The organism is Paenibacillus sp. EC2-1, from assembly GCF_049311625.1.
Taxonomy (GTDB): Bacteria; Bacillota; Bacilli; order Paenibacillales; family Paenibacillaceae; genus Paenibacillus_AQ.
The window spans coordinates 4,855,001-4,872,364 of sequence record NZ_CP186006.1; the positions used below are offsets into that span (position 1 = coordinate 4,855,001).

General features: G+C 43.6%; 11 protein-coding genes and 1 rRNA gene (1 of these 12 running past the window's edge). 1 reads left to right on the forward strand and 11 read right to left on the reverse strand.

The genetic code is table 11. The features are described 5' to 3' along the window. Window positions 1-23 (reverse strand): 16S ribosomal RNA (locus ACK8P5_RS22950); it reaches 1,531 nt to the left of the window's first position. Window positions 24-469: 446 nt separating this feature from the next. Here ACK8P5_RS22950 and ACK8P5_RS22955 point away from each other — a divergent pair. Next, window positions 470-1,729, forward strand: a complete 1,260-nt coding sequence (locus tag ACK8P5_RS22955) for an MFS transporter (RefSeq protein WP_422658493.1) — start codon at window positions 470-472, stop codon at window positions 1,727-1,729. Between the two features lie 79 nt (window positions 1,730-1,808). Here ACK8P5_RS22955 and ligA read toward each other — a convergent pair whose 3' ends face one another. The 10 genes from ligA to rfbB form a co-directional block, all read right to left on the reverse strand. Continuing rightward, on the reverse strand, window positions 1,809-3,824 hold the full coding sequence (ligA, locus tag ACK8P5_RS22960; protein ID WP_422658494.1) for an NAD-dependent DNA ligase LigA: 2,016 nt from the start codon (window positions 3,822-3,824) through the stop codon (window positions 1,809-1,811). A gap of 36 nt (window positions 3,825-3,860) precedes the next feature. After that, window positions 3,861-6,185, reverse strand: a complete 2,325-nt coding sequence (pcrA, locus tag ACK8P5_RS22965; protein WP_422658495.1) for a DNA helicase PcrA — start codon at window positions 6,183-6,185, stop codon at window positions 3,861-3,863. A 177-nt stretch (window positions 6,186-6,362) separates the two neighbouring features. Beyond that, window positions 6,363-7,058, reverse strand: coding sequence for a heptaprenylglyceryl phosphate synthase (locus ACK8P5_RS22970; protein WP_422658496.1), 696 nt, complete (start codon window positions 7,056-7,058; stop codon window positions 6,363-6,365). A 225-nt stretch (window positions 7,059-7,283) separates the two neighbouring features. Continuing rightward, complete coding sequence (locus ACK8P5_RS22975; RefSeq protein WP_422658497.1) at window positions 7,284-8,153, reverse strand: phosphatidylinositol-specific phospholipase C/glycerophosphodiester phosphodiesterase family protein; 870 nt, start codon at window positions 8,151-8,153, stop codon at window positions 7,284-7,286. A 216-nt stretch (window positions 8,154-8,369) separates the two neighbouring features. Further along, window positions 8,370-11,672: an S-layer homology domain-containing protein gene (locus tag ACK8P5_RS22980; RefSeq protein WP_422658498.1), complete on the reverse strand. Its 3,303-nt coding sequence runs from the start codon at window positions 11,670-11,672 to the stop codon at window positions 8,370-8,372. Window positions 11,673-12,011: 339 nt separating this feature from the next. Then, window positions 12,012-13,412: an undecaprenyl-phosphate glucose phosphotransferase gene (locus tag ACK8P5_RS22985; RefSeq protein WP_422658499.1), complete on the reverse strand. Its 1,401-nt coding sequence runs from the start codon at window positions 13,410-13,412 to the stop codon at window positions 12,012-12,014. Beyond that, window positions 13,409-14,320, reverse strand: a complete 912-nt coding sequence (locus ACK8P5_RS22990; RefSeq protein WP_422658500.1) for a glycosyltransferase family 2 protein — start codon at window positions 14,318-14,320, stop codon at window positions 13,409-13,411. Before ACK8P5_RS22990 ends, ACK8P5_RS22985 begins: the two co-directional genes overlap by 4 nt. A gap of 129 nt (window positions 14,321-14,449) precedes the next feature. Continuing rightward, window positions 14,450-15,379 (reverse strand): glycosyltransferase family 2 protein, encoded by a 930-nt coding sequence (locus ACK8P5_RS22995; protein WP_422658501.1) that lies wholly within the window; start codon window positions 15,377-15,379, stop codon window positions 14,450-14,452. A gap of 79 nt (window positions 15,380-15,458) precedes the next feature. Beyond that, entirely contained in the window at window positions 15,459-16,343 is an 885-nt protein-coding gene (rfbD, locus tag ACK8P5_RS23000; protein ID WP_422658502.1) for a dTDP-4-dehydrorhamnose reductase, read from the reverse strand. Then, window positions 16,340-17,362, reverse strand: a complete 1,023-nt coding sequence (rfbB, locus tag ACK8P5_RS23005) for a dTDP-glucose 4,6-dehydratase (RefSeq protein WP_422658503.1) — start codon at window positions 17,360-17,362, stop codon at window positions 16,340-16,342. Before rfbB ends, rfbD begins: the two co-directional genes overlap by 4 nt. Window positions 17,363-17,364: the final 2 nt, after the last annotated feature.

Sequence of the window (17,364 nt, forward strand, 5' to 3'; positions counted from 1 at the left end):
GCCAGGATCAAACTCTCCATTAAAGTTAATGAAAAGAGCGATTTGCTCATTGTTGAAGCTAACGTTACTTAATTTGACGTGTTTCATTCGTTCAGTTTTCAAGGAACTTGTCCGCTCTTCGTCGTTAACCTCTCAACGTCTCAGCAGCGTAGGTGTTTATTATATCAAGTGTCTAACTTGCTGTCAACACTTTTTTTCGACAACTTTCGACGCGTTGTAAACTTAGTTGTTTAGTTGGCGTCCGAAGCGACAAGAAATAATATACCATGCTTCTAGTTACTTATCAAGCTTTTTTTGAAAATTAATTTATATCATCATATTGTTACTTCCTATAGCACTTATCATTCACAGTATTACTCTAATAATAACTTTCCTAATCACCGCTGAAATGAATTGATTTCCAAACCAAAAGGTTTTAATGTAAATTCATCAATAAATACATAGTTACAAATAGAGAGGGGATTCTACAATGTCGGACAAACCGCTACGCCTTCGGAGGCCCGTCTCATCCACCAAGCCTTCACCTGGCAGCGGTACGGAACAAGCTACAGTGTACCGAATATTGCTGGCGATCAGCTTTGTTCATCTATTCAATGATTCGATTCAATCTGTAATACCTGCTATTTTTCCTATCCTAAAAGATAACCTTCTGCTCACCTTTACACAGATTGGCTGGATATCATTCGCCATTAATTTTACATCATCCATTATACAGCCTGTGATCGGATACGCAGCAGACAAACGACCAACACCAATACTTCTCCCCATCGGTATGTGCTTTACCTTTGCAGGTGTGTTTATTCTTGCTTACGCAGATAACTATATCCTCGTGCTCTTCTCAGTTGTATTGATTGGCCTTGGTTCTGCGACGTTCCATCCTGAAGGTATGCGTGTAGCTCATATGGCTGCAGGCATGAAAAAAGGGTTATCTCAGTCGATTTTTCAGGTAGGAGGAAACGCTGGCCAATCTCTTGCGCCTCTACTGACCCGCTTTGTGTTCGTTCCTTACGGCCAAATTGGTGCACTAAGCTTCACTGTTGTAGCTGCAGCCGGCGTTATCGTGCAGACATATGTTGCCCGGTGGTATCAAAGTATGCTGGATTCAGGGTATACGTTCAAAAAGAGAGCCGTAGCACGGATGATGGATCCCGCTCAACGCAAAAGCATTCGAAACGCCACACTTATTCTGGTTACCATCGTATTTGTGCGATCATGGTATGGCGCAGCCATCAGCAGCTATTATGCGTTCTATTTAATGGATGCCTATCAAATCTCGATTGATAACGCGCAGATCTACATCTTTTTGTTCTTGGCAGCAGGGGCTCTCGGAACTTTCTTTGGCGGTCCACTAGCTGACCGATTCGGACGCCGTAATCTGATTATGCTATCCATGATCGGTACAGCGCCGATTGCGATCGTTCTTCCTTTCGCCTCTCCTTTTTGGGCTGGAGTACTACTTGCGGTGGGCGGATTCATTCTTCTCTCCAGCTTCTCCGTTACGGTAGTATACGCTCAAATGCTGTATCCAGGTAACATCGGTACCGTGTCCGGCCTGATTACAGGCTTCGCTTTCGGTATGGGAGGCATAGGTTCACTGGCGCTTGGCAGTCTCGGCGATGCTTGGGGTATTGAAAATGTAATGATTGCCGTAGGCTTCCTTCCACTGCTCGGACTTCTTGCTTTGCTTCTGCCGAGTGATGCACAGATTGAAAAATGGTCTAGCGAATAGTAACCAAAAGCTTGATCAAAAAGAGCCTGAATCGAAATGATTCAAGCTCTTTTGCATGCCGACTTCTATATAAGACGGTTTATTCCTCGTTCAACAAGCGTACAAACTCTTCTTCATCCTCAATAACCTGGATTCCGAGCTGCTGTGCTTTGGCCAGCTTACTGCCCGCTTTTTCTCCGGCAATGACGAGATCTGTTTTCTTCGACACACTACCTGTTACCTTAGCACCGAGAAGCTCCAAACGCTCTGTTGCTTCCTCACGTGTGAGTAAGTGAAGTGTGCCCGTAAGGACGACTGTTTTGCCGCTAAAAAAGGAATCTGTACTTACAGGACGCGGCGCTTCGGGTGCTTTGGCCTGAACACCTAGCGATAGCATTCTTTCGATGCTCGCCTGTGCGAATGGATCTGCAAAATATCCAGCAATACTCTCCGCCACAATCCCACCGACATCCGGTAGACCTACCAATTCCTCAGCAGGTGCTGCCATCACAAGATGGAGATCGCGGTAGTGATCTGCCAGCATTTTGGTCGTAGATTTGCCGGTGTTCGGTATACCTAATGCGAAAAGGAATGATGCGAGATCCCGCTCCTTACTCTTCTCAATGGCATCCAGCAGATTCTGAGCTTTTTTTTCACCAAAGCGTTCCAGCTTCACCAAACTATCAAACGACAAGGTATATAGATCTGCCGGTTCACGCACATTCAGTTCCTCATACAGTTGGTTCGCTGTCTTGTCGCTGAAGGTCTCGATGTCCATCGCATCACGGGACGCAAAATGCGTAATCCGTGCAATGATCTGCGGCTTACAACCTGTCTTGTTGTTGCAGAATAAATGTGCACCACGTTGTTCCAGCGGAAAACCACAGGAAGGACACTGCTCTGGATATACAATTTCCTCACCATCATTCTCTTCCGTTACCTTACCGAGAATCTCAGGGATTACATCGTTCGAGCGACGTATGAACACGCGTGTGCCTAGTGCGAACTTAAGATTTTTGCGTTCAATGTCACCGATATTGTTCAGCGTACAGTTCTGTACCGTTACCCCGGCCAGTTCAACCGCTTCTACTCTAGCCAAAGGTGTAATTTTGCCGGTTCGTCCCACATTCCAAGTTACAGATTCAAGGATCGTTGTTGTCTCCTCGGCCTCGAATTTATAAGCCACCGCCCAGCGAGGGAATTTATCGGTATAGCCCAGCGCCTCACGTATCCTCATATCCGTCACCTTCAGGACTGCTCCATCAATCAAGTAATCGAGCTCCGAACGACGTGCTTCTATATCAGCCAGTTGCTCCATTACATCATCAAATTTCTCGAAATAGAAAATATAAGGATTTACTTTGAACCGATTGTCACGTAAAAAGTCCATCATTTCCTTGTGATTATCAAATGTGATGTCATCAGAATATCCAACATTATAAAAATACGCATTCAGCTTCCGCTCTGCCGTCACCTTCGGATTCAAGTTACGGAGCGCTCCCGCCGCAGCATTACGGGCATTCTTGAGTGGCTCGACAGCTGTCTTATTGTAGTTCTCCAATACGGACAGGTTCATAATGCCTTCACCCTGCACTTCTATCGTTCCTTCTGAGTAAGGAATCGTCAAAGGCACGGATTTAATTGTCTTCACTTGGGCCAGTATGCCTTCTCCAACTGCACCGTTGCCCCGGGTTGATGCTTGAATCAGCTTACCATCTCGGTAAGTCAGATTCAGAGTCAATCCATCAAACTTGAGTTCAAGTGCATAACAAGGTACCGGCAGGGGATTGCCTGGATTTTTTGTATTGTAGTCGTTAACTAGTCTGACCACACGATCATGCCATGTTCGAAGCTGCTCGATGTTCTGAGCTTTGTCGAGACTCCAGAGCGGAGCCAAATGGCGGTGTGGCGTAAAGCCCTTCAAAATATCTCCTCCTACCCGCTGTGTAGGAGAGTCCGGAAGTGCGAATCCAGTCTCCTTCTCCAGCGCTACTAACTGATCATAAAGAGCATCGTATTCTTTGTCGCTCACAAGCGGCTGATCGAGCGTGTAGTAGTGGTAGTTATAATTGTTCAGCTCCGCAATGAGCTTCTCCATTGTTTCCTTAAAATCCATGCAGGGACAATCCTCCTTTAATCAAATAGGCCGTAACTATTCCACCTTTGTAATGGGAGCAAAACCAGCTAACAAACGTTTAATACCTACCGGAGCTGGGAACGCGATCTGTAGTTCCATATCGTTGCCCGTTCCTTTTACAGAAACAATCGTTCCGGTTCCCCACTTCCCGTGAGCAACCTTATCCCCTGCACTAAATCCATCTGTACTTCCTGCAGATGTACCCTGACGGGATGGCGTTCCTGTTGACACCGTTACACGACTCTTCTGTGAAGTAGCAGCAGAAGCAGTGGAACCCCCAAGGGATAGATCTTTAGCTCGTCCACCCCCGAAGTTACTTCCGCCTCCACCAAAGCCACGTCCAGCATAAGAGCCGCCTACATTACCTCCACGGCGATAACGATCTTGAGCCATTTGGGTATCTTCTTTCAGCTCGTCCGGTATTTCTTCTAAGAAACGTGAAGGTTGATTAGCCGTCGTCCGACCGAATAGAGTCCGCATTCGGGCACAGGAGAGATACAACTGTTTCTCCGCACGTGTAATCCCTACATAGGCCAAACGGCGCTCCTCTTCCAATTCTTCGTTATCCGAGAAAGCACGGCTATGCGGGAATACGCCTTCCTCCATACCGATGATAAATACAACTGGAAATTCCAGACCTTTGGCGCTGTGCATCGTCATCAGCACGACTGCATCACTGCGATCCTCTTCATCATCGTTCATCGAATCGATGTCGGCTATGAGCGCTAGATCCGTAAGGAACGAAACGAGTGATTTGTCGTCGTTATTTTTCTCAAATTCCATCGTAACGGACAAGAATTCTTCGATGTTCTCTAGACGGGATCTTGATTCAAGCGTATTCTCGGTCTGCAGCTCTGTTCGATACTGCGACATTTCAAGTACTTTCTCCGTCAGTTCGGTTACAGATAGGAATTCAACCATCTTGCTCAGGGCAGCGATCATATCGTAGAACTCGACTAAAGCATTACGTGTACGACCTGCAAATCCGAGGTCATCGACAAACCGGAGCACGCCGAAAATAGATGTTCCTTTTTCAGCAGCTGCCGCTGCAAGCTTACCAACCGTTGTATCCCCGATACTCCGCTTCGGTACATTAATAATCCGAGTCAGACTAATATCATCATCCGGGTTCGAGATGAGCCGCAGATAGGCAAGAATATCTTTAATCTCTTTACGATCATAGAACTTAATCCCGCCAACAATCTGATAGGGGATATCCGATTTAATCAAGATTTCCTCTATAACACGAGACTGCGCATTGGTACGATACAAAATCGCGTGGTCTTGATAGGACTTGCCTGTCTTTACGCTTTTGGAAATTTCAGAGGTAACAAAATATCCTTCATCATGCTCGGAATCTCCGCGGAATACCTTGATCTTCTCCCCTTCGCCTTGTTCGGTCCACAAATTCTTGGGCTTACGGCCTGTATTTAGGGCAATAACCTTGTTCGCGGCATTCAATATATTCGAAGTAGAACGGTAATTCTGCTCAAGCAAAATTGTCCGTGCTTCTGGATAGTCTTCCTCAAAGTTCAAAATGTTACTGATATCCGCACCACGCCAGCGATAGATAGACTGATCACTGTCACCTACTACGCAAATGCGATGATGGCTATCTGCCAGCATACGGCAGAGCATGTATTGGGCACGGTTCGTATCTTGATACTCATCAACATGAATGTACTGGAATTTACGCTGGTAGAAATCAAGCACTTCCGGTACTTCCTTAAACAATTGGATCGTTGTCATGATCAAGTCATCAAAATCAAGCGAGTTATTACTCTTTAGACGTTTCTGGTACTCCTTGTACACTTGGGCCACAAGAGTCTCAAAATAATCTCCCGCCTTCTGTTCATACTGCTGTGGAGAGACCAGTTCGTTCTTAGCTGCACTCATCGTTGCTTGAATGGCTTTTGGCTCAAATTTCTTGGTATCGATGTTCAGATGCTTCATAACATTACGAATAACAGAAAGCTGATCGGTTGAATCCAAAATACTAAAATTAGAAGTAAAGCCAATCCGGTCAATGTCTTTACGAAGGATTCGAACGCACATCGAGTGGAAGGTGGAAACCCATATGTCTCTCCCTTCAGGTCCAACAAGCTTCGATACCCGCTCCTGCATTTCACGGGCTGCTTTGTTCGTAAATGTGATCGCTAGAATCCCCCATGGCGGAGCTTTACGTGTGGCGATTAAATAGGCGATACGGTGTGTGAGCACGCGCGTCTTACCGGATCCTGCTCCGGCCATAATGAGCAGCGGTCCGTCAGTCGCCTCGACCGCCTTCCGCTGCTCAGGGTTGAGGCGCTGGACGGCCTCGTGTATATTAATGGGCTGCATAGGTTCAGTTGCCTCCTATTTTGTGTAGAGTGGTATTACTTTTAAATAATTACAAACGATAAGAACTTTAGTAGCTTCAACTAAGTCATGAATTGAATTCTACTTCTATAGTAGAAAAAGGACTGAAAACAACTTAAACGGCTCAGGTAATTGTGCCTCAGCTACTCTTTAATATGGTTAACCTTTCACAGCCTTAACGGTCTCGAGGGCTTGAGACAAATCATCATAAATGATATTGCCTACGACAATGGTGTCCGAAACAGAAGCTGCTTCTGCTGCTTGTTCAACCGTCGTAATTCCACCACCATAAAAGAGTTGGGATTGATCTAATGATCTACGAACTGCACGAGTCGTTCCCATATCACCAAATGTACCGCTGTATTCCAAGTAAACAACCGGTAAATTCATCAGCTTGTCCGCAATCTGTGCGTAGGCCACTGCTGACGCTTCACTGATCTGTGCCTCAGCTCGGGTTAGCTTCGCAACTGTGGCATCGGGGTTCAAGACAATGTAACCTTCTGCCACTACAAGATCCCAAGGGATCATATATCCATAGCGCTCAATTCCTTGATGGTGACGTTCAAGAATCCATGTCGGATCCGGTGTGTTGAGCACCATAGGAATCATATAGAGATCAAAACCAGGGACAACTGCCTCAAGATCAGAAATCTCCTGCACACAAGGCAATTCATAACGACGTACTCGCGAGAGAAGGTCAACTGTATTCTCGTAAGTTACTCCTGTGGAGCCACCAATCATAATCGCATCTGTTCCCGACATACATAACTTATCCAGTGCATCGTCACTGATATCTTTCTCGGGATCGAGCTTAAACACATGCCTCCAGGGCTTTATCATGTCTTTCAACGTCATTCCTCCACGTTAACGGTCTACTACTAAATTAAGTCTATGATAGCCGCGGTAGCAAGTCAATTTGTGTTCGCATAAAATACGAACATTTTTATTGGTAATGGAGTAAAATCCAAATCATACTTCCTGAGGATATGAGCATCTACCTATCATTCTCATTGAATTAGAAATGTCCGCCCTACTTTTCTGCTAAATGAAAGTAGAGCGGACATTTAAAATTGAGTTTCCTTACCGTTTCAAGGTATAGCGCAAGCTATTAGCTTCTAGTTCCGGCTGCGTTATATCATCTGAATAAACACCATACACGCCCCATTTTTCATAATTGTTAACGGTGGACATGTCATTAATCGTATGTACATAAGTGGCGACATCCATTCGATTTAACTTCGCTATAAAATTAGGATTCACACGATATTCGGGCATGGTAACGGCATCGATATTATTCTCTTTTACAAATTGGGCGATATGATTAGTTGAATCTTGAGTTGCATATATCGTATAGATAATCGATTCAAATGGATACACATTCTTCACCATAGCAAGCATCGGTTCATTGTAAATCTGGACGACTACCCGATCCAACAGACTCAAATCACGTTGTTTCGCAGCAGCGACTAGTTCAGTAAACAGATGCCGAATATCCTCATCCTTCTGCTCCTTCGTGTCGGTCACAATGTATATATCCGGATATCTCTCCATCAGATCCAGAACCTTGTCGACATCCATCGGCTGATACTTATCCTGAATGGGTGTATTAATGAATTCGTCACGAGTGAGCCGTGCAGCTTGTTTATCCTCAGGCAACTTAGCATTCTGACCAAGCTGTTCTGTCATGCTCTTGGTCCACTCGTGGCGGGCGACTACCTTCCTGTCAGCACTGAGCATAAAATCAATCTCGAAAACACGTGAACCCTTCTTGTAGTTCTCAACCATGGCGTCATATGTATTGGTATAGTACTGATCTTCGATACTTCCTGTCGCATGCGCAATCAGGCGATAAGCTGTAAAGCCCTTGCGCTCGGGTTCTTCCTCGTACTGTGTATAAAGAATTACAACAATCGTGGTGAATAACATAAGTGCTGCGGCAATTCTTTTCATGATGTCCTCACCTTCCAGTCTTAGATGTCTTACACTATTGAAGTTCTGGGTTACACCTTTTTAATACTAATTAAGTCTGTGATAGATGTGTGAATCAAATAGGTGCATATAAGGGGGACTGTTTGCGATTGGTATAACGCGGTTGGAATAAAAAGAACCCCATGCTTTCATCGAATGAAAGTACGGGGCCTCGTTAAAAAGTAGTGTCTTAATGTGTTATATATATTCGATTAACAATGCAGCCAATTGATTCAAGGCTAATATCTGTTCTTCTTTGCTGCCGGTTTTCGCTTGATCTGCAGCTGCACGCGCAATGATAAGGTTTTCCGGCCTAGCGTCTTTAATTACTTCATCCGCAAACGCTATAGCCTCATCCAATAGTTGAGCAAGAGTCGGAACAATGATTGTAATGGTGTGCGACACAGAAGAAAGTGATCCACGTTCCAGTTTCACTGTTGCCGTATAACTCAGAGCAACATCACCGTCATTATATTTTACAAGTTTAATAGAATTGTTATCTGTAGCTAAATATACACTGTCTGTCACATTTGTTGGAGTATTGAGTTCCAAACTCTCGATAATAACGTTTGTATCGTTCAGTAAGGTGTTGTCGCGATCAGTTAAGTACACGGCATCTCCAACGGTTGTAATGTAGGAAACAGTTGAACTTGATAACAGCTTACCCTCTTCTTCTGAAAGCAAGGCAGCCTCAAGATCCTGCTTAATGTCCACATTATCATATAACGTTTCTATTACCTCATCACTGTACACATCGATGATTTCGGTCTTCAATGTATAGAGCCCCGCTTGTTTGAACTTCAAATCAAATTGTAGATCAAGGTCTGACACATTAAATCCGTTATCTACTGAACCGTAAACAGCTTCAATCGCGTTTGCTTTGGTAGTGAATGGGATCCGCACCCCTTCGGATGTTTTCATCTCAATGAGATCTGAATTTTCAAGTCCATCTAAGCTAAAGCGGAGATATACTTGATCTTCGGTATTGTAATAGCCAGATTGAACTCGAAGTTGTTGAGATTGATCTACCAGATAATTCCCCTCTATATATGACGAGAAATCATACTCTATCGAAGGAGGTAAATTTGACTGCGGCTCATCCTCCACTAATTGGTTATGATCTGTAAAGTTAAGCTCTGCACCGTCAACTTCCATATCAAACACATACCAGTAGAGTTCATTGCCGCTACCTGTAGGAATATGATAAGTTTTCACTGGAGAAGCGTTGCTACCGTTATAGATCTCAACTTTTGCTGATGAATTGCGCAGGGTCTCTGTTCCGTCATAACCGTTCCTAGAATAGTTATGGATATAGAACTGGTACTTACCATCAACCCTTTTACGAATGGTTGTAGTTTCTGGTCCGTAGGAATCTACATCATCATGATCCAGATCAGCGTAGAGTTCGCCTCGGTAGTAATGTTGACGATCACCAAAATAAGTATGGAATGAACGTCCATCAACTGTCGGTCCGAGCAAGTGAGAATCCTCATCACGAGGATGTTCTCCCCATGTTAGAACGATACGTATCTCGTCGCTAGCAGGTATTTTGATTGCAGTTGCATCTTCCGCCTGATTAAAGCTATCACTTAAAGAAACACCTACTACATAGGTCGTGATAAATCCTGTTTTGGTTAGTTGTCCTGTGTAAATTCCAGCAGGGAGATTTACATTATATCGTCCATCCCTATTGGTTAATACTGTAGCTACGATACTTCCTGTCGTATTACCTAACCCTCTGCGGAACTCAATCTTCATCCCTTCAACTGGGAGATCATCTACATCCGTAATCGTACCTTCAAAACCTTCAAGCTTAACATTTCCGGTTAATGCAGTTGTAAATTTGGTTGTGCCAGGTGCAGGAGCTACTTTAAGCACAAAGTTCTTCCCATAATGCTCTTTCAGTGGAATCTCATTAAATGTTAGTGACTTAAGTGAGTTGTTAAAAGAAATTCCTTCAAGAGTGTAAACCGCATCTCCAACCGTCGCAGATACATTCAGGTCACTCAACTCCAAAGCTGGAACAGCATTTGCGAATTGGAGTATAGCTTGTCCGTTAGTCAATTGAATCCGATCTATCACAGGTTGAGGTGGATTTATGTCTGAGCCTCCATTGTTATTTGATCCAGAAGAAGAACCGGAAGACGTGCCTCCACCCATGTTTACAGTAATATTATCACCAAGAACAAGATTACCTGGGCGCTGTGAGAAAGAAACCCCCGTGGCGTTGACCTGCGCGCTACCAATGCTTCCTTGTCCACTAACATTCGCAGATGCATTGAGAATAAGTGAAAGGATGGACGCCGCAGCCCCGACATTTAGGTTCGTACCTGAAGCATTACTTCCCACATTCAATTGCCCTACAGAACCCGATGCCAGTTTCACATTTAAAGAAGCTGCTGTCACATCGACAGTTTCAAACTTACCGGCCAGAGATACATTGGAACCCGCTGGAATAAGTTCTGACAGTAAAAGATCTTTAAAACCTTCACCTGTTAAACCTGTTTCCTCCAGAATAGCACCCGATTGTAGTGTAATCTGCGACACGGAACTGCTACCTTCCGTGACGATTCGGACACTTCCGTCTTTTTTGTTCACAATGACTGTTATTAATACAGAGTCAACAACATGAATACTGTTCTTGCCTCCGCCTTTAACCGTCGTGCGGCCTTTAACCGTCACTCCATTCAGTGTAACGTCACCTTCACCGACACCTTCTCCAATAATAAGATCACCTTCGATGATCATGTTCTTCAAAGTGATGTCCGGAGCGTTTATATATACTGAGCCAGAAACCTTTTCTGTTCCTGAGGATGAACCATATGTACCTGCCTTATCATAGTTAGTAACTTCCTTGGATTTAAGCTGATCAATTGCCCGATCCAACACAGTGACCGCTTCCGCCCGTGAAGCACCTGCTGAAGGTCTAAACTTACCCTTACTACCCTTCATGAGACCGCTCGATGAAACAGCACCAATCGCCCCCTTGCTCCATGTTGGACTGTTAACCGTATCTAAAAAGTCAGAAGCAGGGTCTCTTGGCTTAAGCTCCATTAGTGAGCTCAGTATTACCGCAAGTTCCTGACGTGTTACATTCCCGTCCGGTTTAAACGTTTTGTTACTATATCCCTTCATATACCCCTGAGATGCTGCTATAGACAAATCATCGTAATACCATGCCGACTTCTTAACATCACTGTAAGAAATCGATACTTTGTTTTCAAACTGGAAGGAGCGATTAATAAGTGCCGCCAACTCAGCTCTTGTAATAAGAGCATCCGGATTGATATTTCCTAATGAATCCCCTGTAATAAAGCCTTGTTCCTTCCATTTCTGAAGCGTTTCCCCCGCCCAGTGGCTAGCGATGACATTCGAGGAATGGCTCTTCTTTATTTCTCCCTTAACTTCTGAGGCGTATATACCTCCGAGTGGTGACAGCATAAGGGACAGTCCCAATGCGGTACTAATTACCTGTTTGTAGAATCTTGTTCCTTTACCCAACAGTTCTTCTCTCCTTTATTATGTGAGTTTCGATGTATTTGAGACTACGAGATTGTGAGACTATAAGACTATATATACTCACGAATCATAGTCTACAAGATCTAATACTACCGTTTCCAGTAAATAACACAAGTCCTATTTTTAAATAGAAACGAAAACATTGCCCTTTTATAGTTTCTTTTCTCATCGTTTCCTGTGATTTGTTGCTTTAGTATGTATAACAAGTGTTGTATCAACACAATGTTCGACTAATAAAAAAGATCAGCCAGAAACTCTGGCTGATCTTTTCATAACTACTTATTTATACTTATAAAAATATAAGCTTAGTTAAAATCCAGTTCAGTAAGCATTTTTAAAGCCATTACGAATGGTACGAAAAATGATTTTAATATCAAATAGGATCGACCAATTCTCTATGTAAAAGATATCATACTTGATTCGCTCTTCTATGGAAGTATCTCCCCTAAGGCCGTTACTCTGCGCCCAGCCCGTTATGCCAGGACGAACATGGTGCTTGACCATATACTTTGGAATCTCTTCACGGAACTGTTCTACGTAAAATGGGCGCTCCGGTCGAGGACCCACCACGCTCATATGACCAAAAAGCACGTTGAAAAACTGTGGCAGTTCGTCGAGACTGGTTTTTCGTAAGAAGGAGCCAAATTTGGTCCGGCGAGGGTCATTGGCGACCGTCCAGCCTGTATCTTCCACCCCCTCAGGTAACAGCTTCATGGAGCGAAATTTAAACATGTAGAAATTACGGCGGTTCAGTCCAACTCTCTCCTGCTTAAATATTACCGGTCCCGGGGACGTAAACTTCACCCCAAGATAGATACACACCATCACTGGCAAAGTAATTATGATTGCTACTAGCGAAAAAACAATATCGAACATTCGTTTAAACAGGCGGTTACCCACGAGATCCAGCGGAATATCGCGTACGTTAATCATCGGCATACCTGCGAAGTTATCAAACATCGGCCGGGCCGGCAAAAAGTCGAAGAAATCTGGAATGATGAGCGTCCGGACACCTGCTTTTTCACAGGTTGCAATAATTTCAGGGTATTTGTCGTGGGCGTTAAGCGGTAATGCCAGGACAACCTCATCAATCATCAATCGATTCAGCACTACATCCAAATCATCCACCGTGCCGACAATTGGTTTATAGCGTTTAGTGTCATCATCTTCCCACTGCTGGTAATCGTCGAGAAAGCCAATGACCTCATAACCGAGTTCAGGGTACTGTTTCAGGTTATTGTAAAAAGTTTTGCCTAATGTACCAGCACCAACGATTAGAATAAACTGCCGATTAAACCCTTTTTCACGAAAATGCTTAAGTGTCTTCTTCAGAAAGTAGCGGTATAGAATGATGCTCACAACGTTTAACACCATATAAATCGCCAGATACGCACGGGATATATTTACTTCTTTCACGAAGAACATCAAACTGAGTAATATGAACATACCAATGAAATGGGTCTGGAATATCTTTAGAAATTCATCAGCAAAACGTTTCTTCCGTTTGGGAGAATAGAGGGTTAACATAATCCCTACAATGATAGCTACTCCTCCGTAAATGAGACTCCACATCGCATAGGATTCAATAGGCAATGGCTTCTCATATGGAAACCAACCACTTTCGAACTTAACCCACCATGCCATAAGAAAAGATATCTGTACAAATATGAAGTCGGTCAACATGTATAGTTTAGTGAGAAAACCTTGATTTTTGCGGATCATAATTTCACCTCAACCTGGCGCTCAGAAGTTAAAGACTCTGCTGATCGAATGGGCTTTAACCGATTAAACAATAAGGCAAGTATCATTTTGAGTCCAACTCCAGCGTATACTGCACTGTTTACAAATATGTTATATCGATCGCGATAATGCTTACGGTGGAATAAAATCATTGCACGGTGAAATTCGTAAATAATCTTTATCGGCCGACGGCGAGCACTACCGCCTTTAAAATGTATGATATGGGTCAGCGGATAATAGTGGATACCCCACCCTGCTTCCTTGATCCGGTAACACCAATCGATGTCTTCCCCATACATAAAGAACTCCTCGTCTAGACCACCCACTTGCTCGATGGTTTCTCTGCGCACCATCATAAAGGCACCTACGAGGCAGTCCACAGGATACTCCTGATCCGGATCGAGATAGCCTAGTTGGTATTGGTTGAACTTTGGTTTATTCGGGAACAACTTACTTAGGCCAAATGCATAATAGAACGAAGCTGACGGTGTAGGGAAGCCTCGTTTGCAGGCTTTATCCAGCGAGCCGTCCGGGAGGATGACTTTACAGCCTGAAGCTCCTGTCATTGGATTAAGGTCCATAAAGTCAAGCATCATCTGCAGCGTATCTTCCAGCACTATCGTATCGGAATTGAGCAGCAATATATAACGCCCCTGGGCGATATTCATCCCCTGGTTGTTGGCTTTAGCAAATCCGACATTGTCCGAACTTGTGATCAGTGTTACCTGCGGGAATAATGAACGTATTGTTTCCACTGATTCATCTTTTGAATTATTGTCGATGACAATAACTTCATAGTCATACTCTGTCTTCGATGCCATCACCGAGTACAGACAATCCACTGTCAGCTGACAGGTGTTGTAGTTCACAATCAATATACTTAAATCCATTGCATAAATGTCTCCTGACAAAATAACTAATCTATCGACATTATAGCATATTTAGGCAAATAAAACGGTGATGTTTGGTAATACGGGTGTGGATTGGTAAAATAAAAGACGAGAATTTCCCCCGCGCCTCTAGATAAAACCTATTAAAATCAAAAATTTAAACAGCAGATTCTCCCACCGTGATTGTCTATGTAATTTACTTCTACTCATATACTTAAGCCGATCAATCACCCGAGGACGGGGAGTTAGAAAAAGATCCAACTGCTCTCTCTTCTCATGCTTTAATTGTTCACCATAGATTCTTCTGAACTCCAACGCTTGAGTATAAAGAAACTCTTTACCGTAATGCCTCCTAAAACTATTAAGTTTATTTTTCAGTTTCCCGACTAGTGAATTGCTGCCGCCAACCACATTATTTTCGTGCTGACGGTACATCATAGACGGTTGATGATCATAGATAACCTTGCCGAAAGCTGAAACCAGCAAATAGAACCACCAGTCGTGCATTAGTATTTTTTTGCTATCGACTGATTTTCCATATATAAAAAGGTCTCTCGCTAACTTGTTAATTGTGATTGTTGCTCCAACAGCCACATTTTCGTATAGTGCATTGTAGAAAGAAGGTTTTCTTAGCGGAGGCATCGGCCAGATTCCTTTAGGATTTAATTCACCATCTGTAAGTTCAGTAGAAGTGAATGCCATTGCCGGTTCATGATTTTGCACAGCGGTGTCTAGTTTGGATAATGCCGACTTCACTTTATGAGCAAGCCACACATCATCCTGATCACAGAAACAATAATAATCAGCATAAGGGTCTGATCTATTCAATAATTCGAAAAAGCTTCCCACTACACCTGAATTAGTTCCTTCAATTAGCTGGATTCGGCCAGAATATACTTGTTTCATCTGCTGAATCTTTTCAAGGGTTCCATCTGAGGATCCATCATCTCTAATAAGCACAGTTACATTAGGGTAACTCTGCTTCATAATACTCTCAATCTGTTCTGCAATATAACGTTCACCGTTATAGGTAGATAACAATACTTGAACTCTCTTCACGCCCCCGAAACCTCCCCGTAGCGAGACATTCATAATAAAAAAGCCCGATCATACAGATCAGGCTCCTTCAAAGCTGTATTTACTTCAAGTATAGTTCAGGCTTATGTTTCATATCCAGTAAAAACTGCCTTAATCCTTTACGCCAGTGTGGCAAATCCTCAAATCCATTCGTGCGGATGGACAGATGCTCCAACACCGAATTTGCTGGACGCGGAGCCGGTCTTGGGAATTCTACTGTCGTACAAGGCTCAAGCTTCGCTTGAACAGGCCAACCTAGTATTTGTTGTGCTTCTTCCATAATAGCCTCGGTAAATTCATACCAGGTGCAGGTTCCACAATTGGATGCATGGTATATGCCGTATTTCTCAGTAGCTACTAAGGCTATCAAAAAATGAGCAATATCTGCTGTGTAGGTAGGTGAACCCTTCTGATCGTGAACTACTTTAAGCATCGGTTTCTCTCTACCTAGACGGAGCATCGTTTTGACGAAGTTATTACCGTAAAGGCCAAACACCCAAGAAGTTCTCACAATAAACCACTTAGAACATAGGCTTTGAACTAGTACCTCTCCAGCTCGCTTAGATTTCCCGTAAATACCTTGCGGGTCGGTATTATCATACTCATGATAAGGCTGTTCACCTTGACCATTAAAAACATAATCCGTACTAATATATATGAGCTTTGCCCCAACAGCTTCAGCTGCAAGCGCAACGTTTCGAGTACCCACGGCATTTACTACATATGCACCATCCACGTCGGACTCCGCTGCGTCAACAGCTGTATAGGCAGCGCAATGAATAATAACCTCCGGACGATTAGCAGATATAACTTTTCTACACTGCTCCAAGTCAGTAATATTCAGTTCGTTCCGGTCGCAAGCAATAACCTCATGACCAGCTTGCCGGAATTGTAGGACTACATCTTGTCCAAGCTGTCCCCCGGCACCAGTGACGAGCACCCTCATTGCTTCTCACCTAAACGGCTGCCATATTGCTTGGATACATAGTCACGATAAGCACCGGATTGAATACGGGTCCACCAATCTTTGTTGTTTAAATACCACTGTATCGTTTCTTTGATGCCCGTCTCAAAGTTATGCTTCGGCTTCCATCCAAGCTCTTCCGTAATTTTAGTAGGATCAATGCCGTATCTACGATCATGACCCAGACGATCTTCTACAAAAGTAATCAATGACTCCGGTTTACCAAGCTCCTGAAGAATAGTTTTGACAATATGCAGGTTGGTCCGTTCATTGTTACCGCCAATATTGTATACTTCACCGTTTCTACCATGATGTATGACCAGATCAATAGCACTACAATGATCCTCTACATACAACCAATCTCTAATATTCAACCCATCACCGTAAATCGGCAAAGCCTCATGGTTTAACGCACGGGAAACGATCAACGGAATAAGCTTCTCAGGAAACTGATATGGTCCATAGTTGTTAGAACAGCGAGTAATATTCACAGGAAGACCAAAGGTCTCGTGATATGCCCTAACGAGAAGATCGCCTCCGGATTTACTAGCCGAATAAGGGCTATTGGGCTCAAGTGGTGTTGTCTCCATGAATAGTCCCGTTTCACCAAGTGAACCGTACACCTCATCCGTTGAAACTTGTACAAACTTGGTCACTCTGTACTTTTTAGCGGCATCCAAAAGAACCTGGGTACCCAGCACGTTAGTATTTACAAACACTTCAGGCTCCAGAATACTCCGGTCAACATGTGACTCCGCAGCAAAATTGACAACGACATCGATTCCTTGCTGGAAGATCCGATCCACAGCTTCTTTATCAGTAATATCCGCATGAACGAACTCATAATTAGGATTATGTTCGATTGATTTTAAATTCTCTAAATTCCCTGCATATGTAAGAGCATCGATATTGATGATCTGATAGTTAGGATGTTGCTGCAGCATGTATATCACAAAGTTGCTACCAATAAATCCGGCTCCGCCGGTAACGAGAAGTTTCATGT

Coding starts and splice junctions, on each gene's coding strand:
- ACK8P5_RS22955 (WP_422658493.1), top strand. CDS start 470: ATGTCGGACAAACCGCTACGCCTTCGGAGGCCCGTCTCATCCACCAAG.
- ligA (WP_422658494.1), bottom strand. CDS start 3,824: ATGGATTTTAAGGAAACAATGGAGAAGCTCATTGCGGAGCTGAACAAT.
- pcrA (WP_422658495.1), bottom strand. CDS start 6,185: ATGCAGCCCATTAATATACACGAGGCCGTCCAGCGCCTCAACCCTGAG.
- ACK8P5_RS22970 (WP_422658496.1), bottom strand. CDS start 7,058: ATGACGTTGAAAGACATGATAAAGCCCTGGAGGCATGTGTTTAAGCTC.
- ACK8P5_RS22975 (WP_422658497.1), bottom strand. CDS start 8,153: ATGAAAAGAATTGCCGCAGCACTTATGTTATTCACCACGATTGTTGTA.
- ACK8P5_RS22985 (WP_422658499.1), bottom strand. CDS start 13,412: ATGATCCGCAAAAATCAAGGTTTTCTCACTAAACTATACATGTTGACC.
- ACK8P5_RS22990 (WP_422658500.1), bottom strand. CDS start 14,320: ATGGATTTAAGTATATTGATTGTGAACTACAACACCTGTCAGCTGACA.
- rfbD (WP_422658502.1), bottom strand. CDS start 16,343: ATGAGGGTGCTCGTCACTGGTGCCGGGGGACAGCTTGGACAAGATGTA.
- rfbB (WP_422658503.1), bottom strand. CDS start 17,362: ATGAAACTTCTCGTTACCGGCGGAGCCGGATTTATTGGTAGCAACTTT.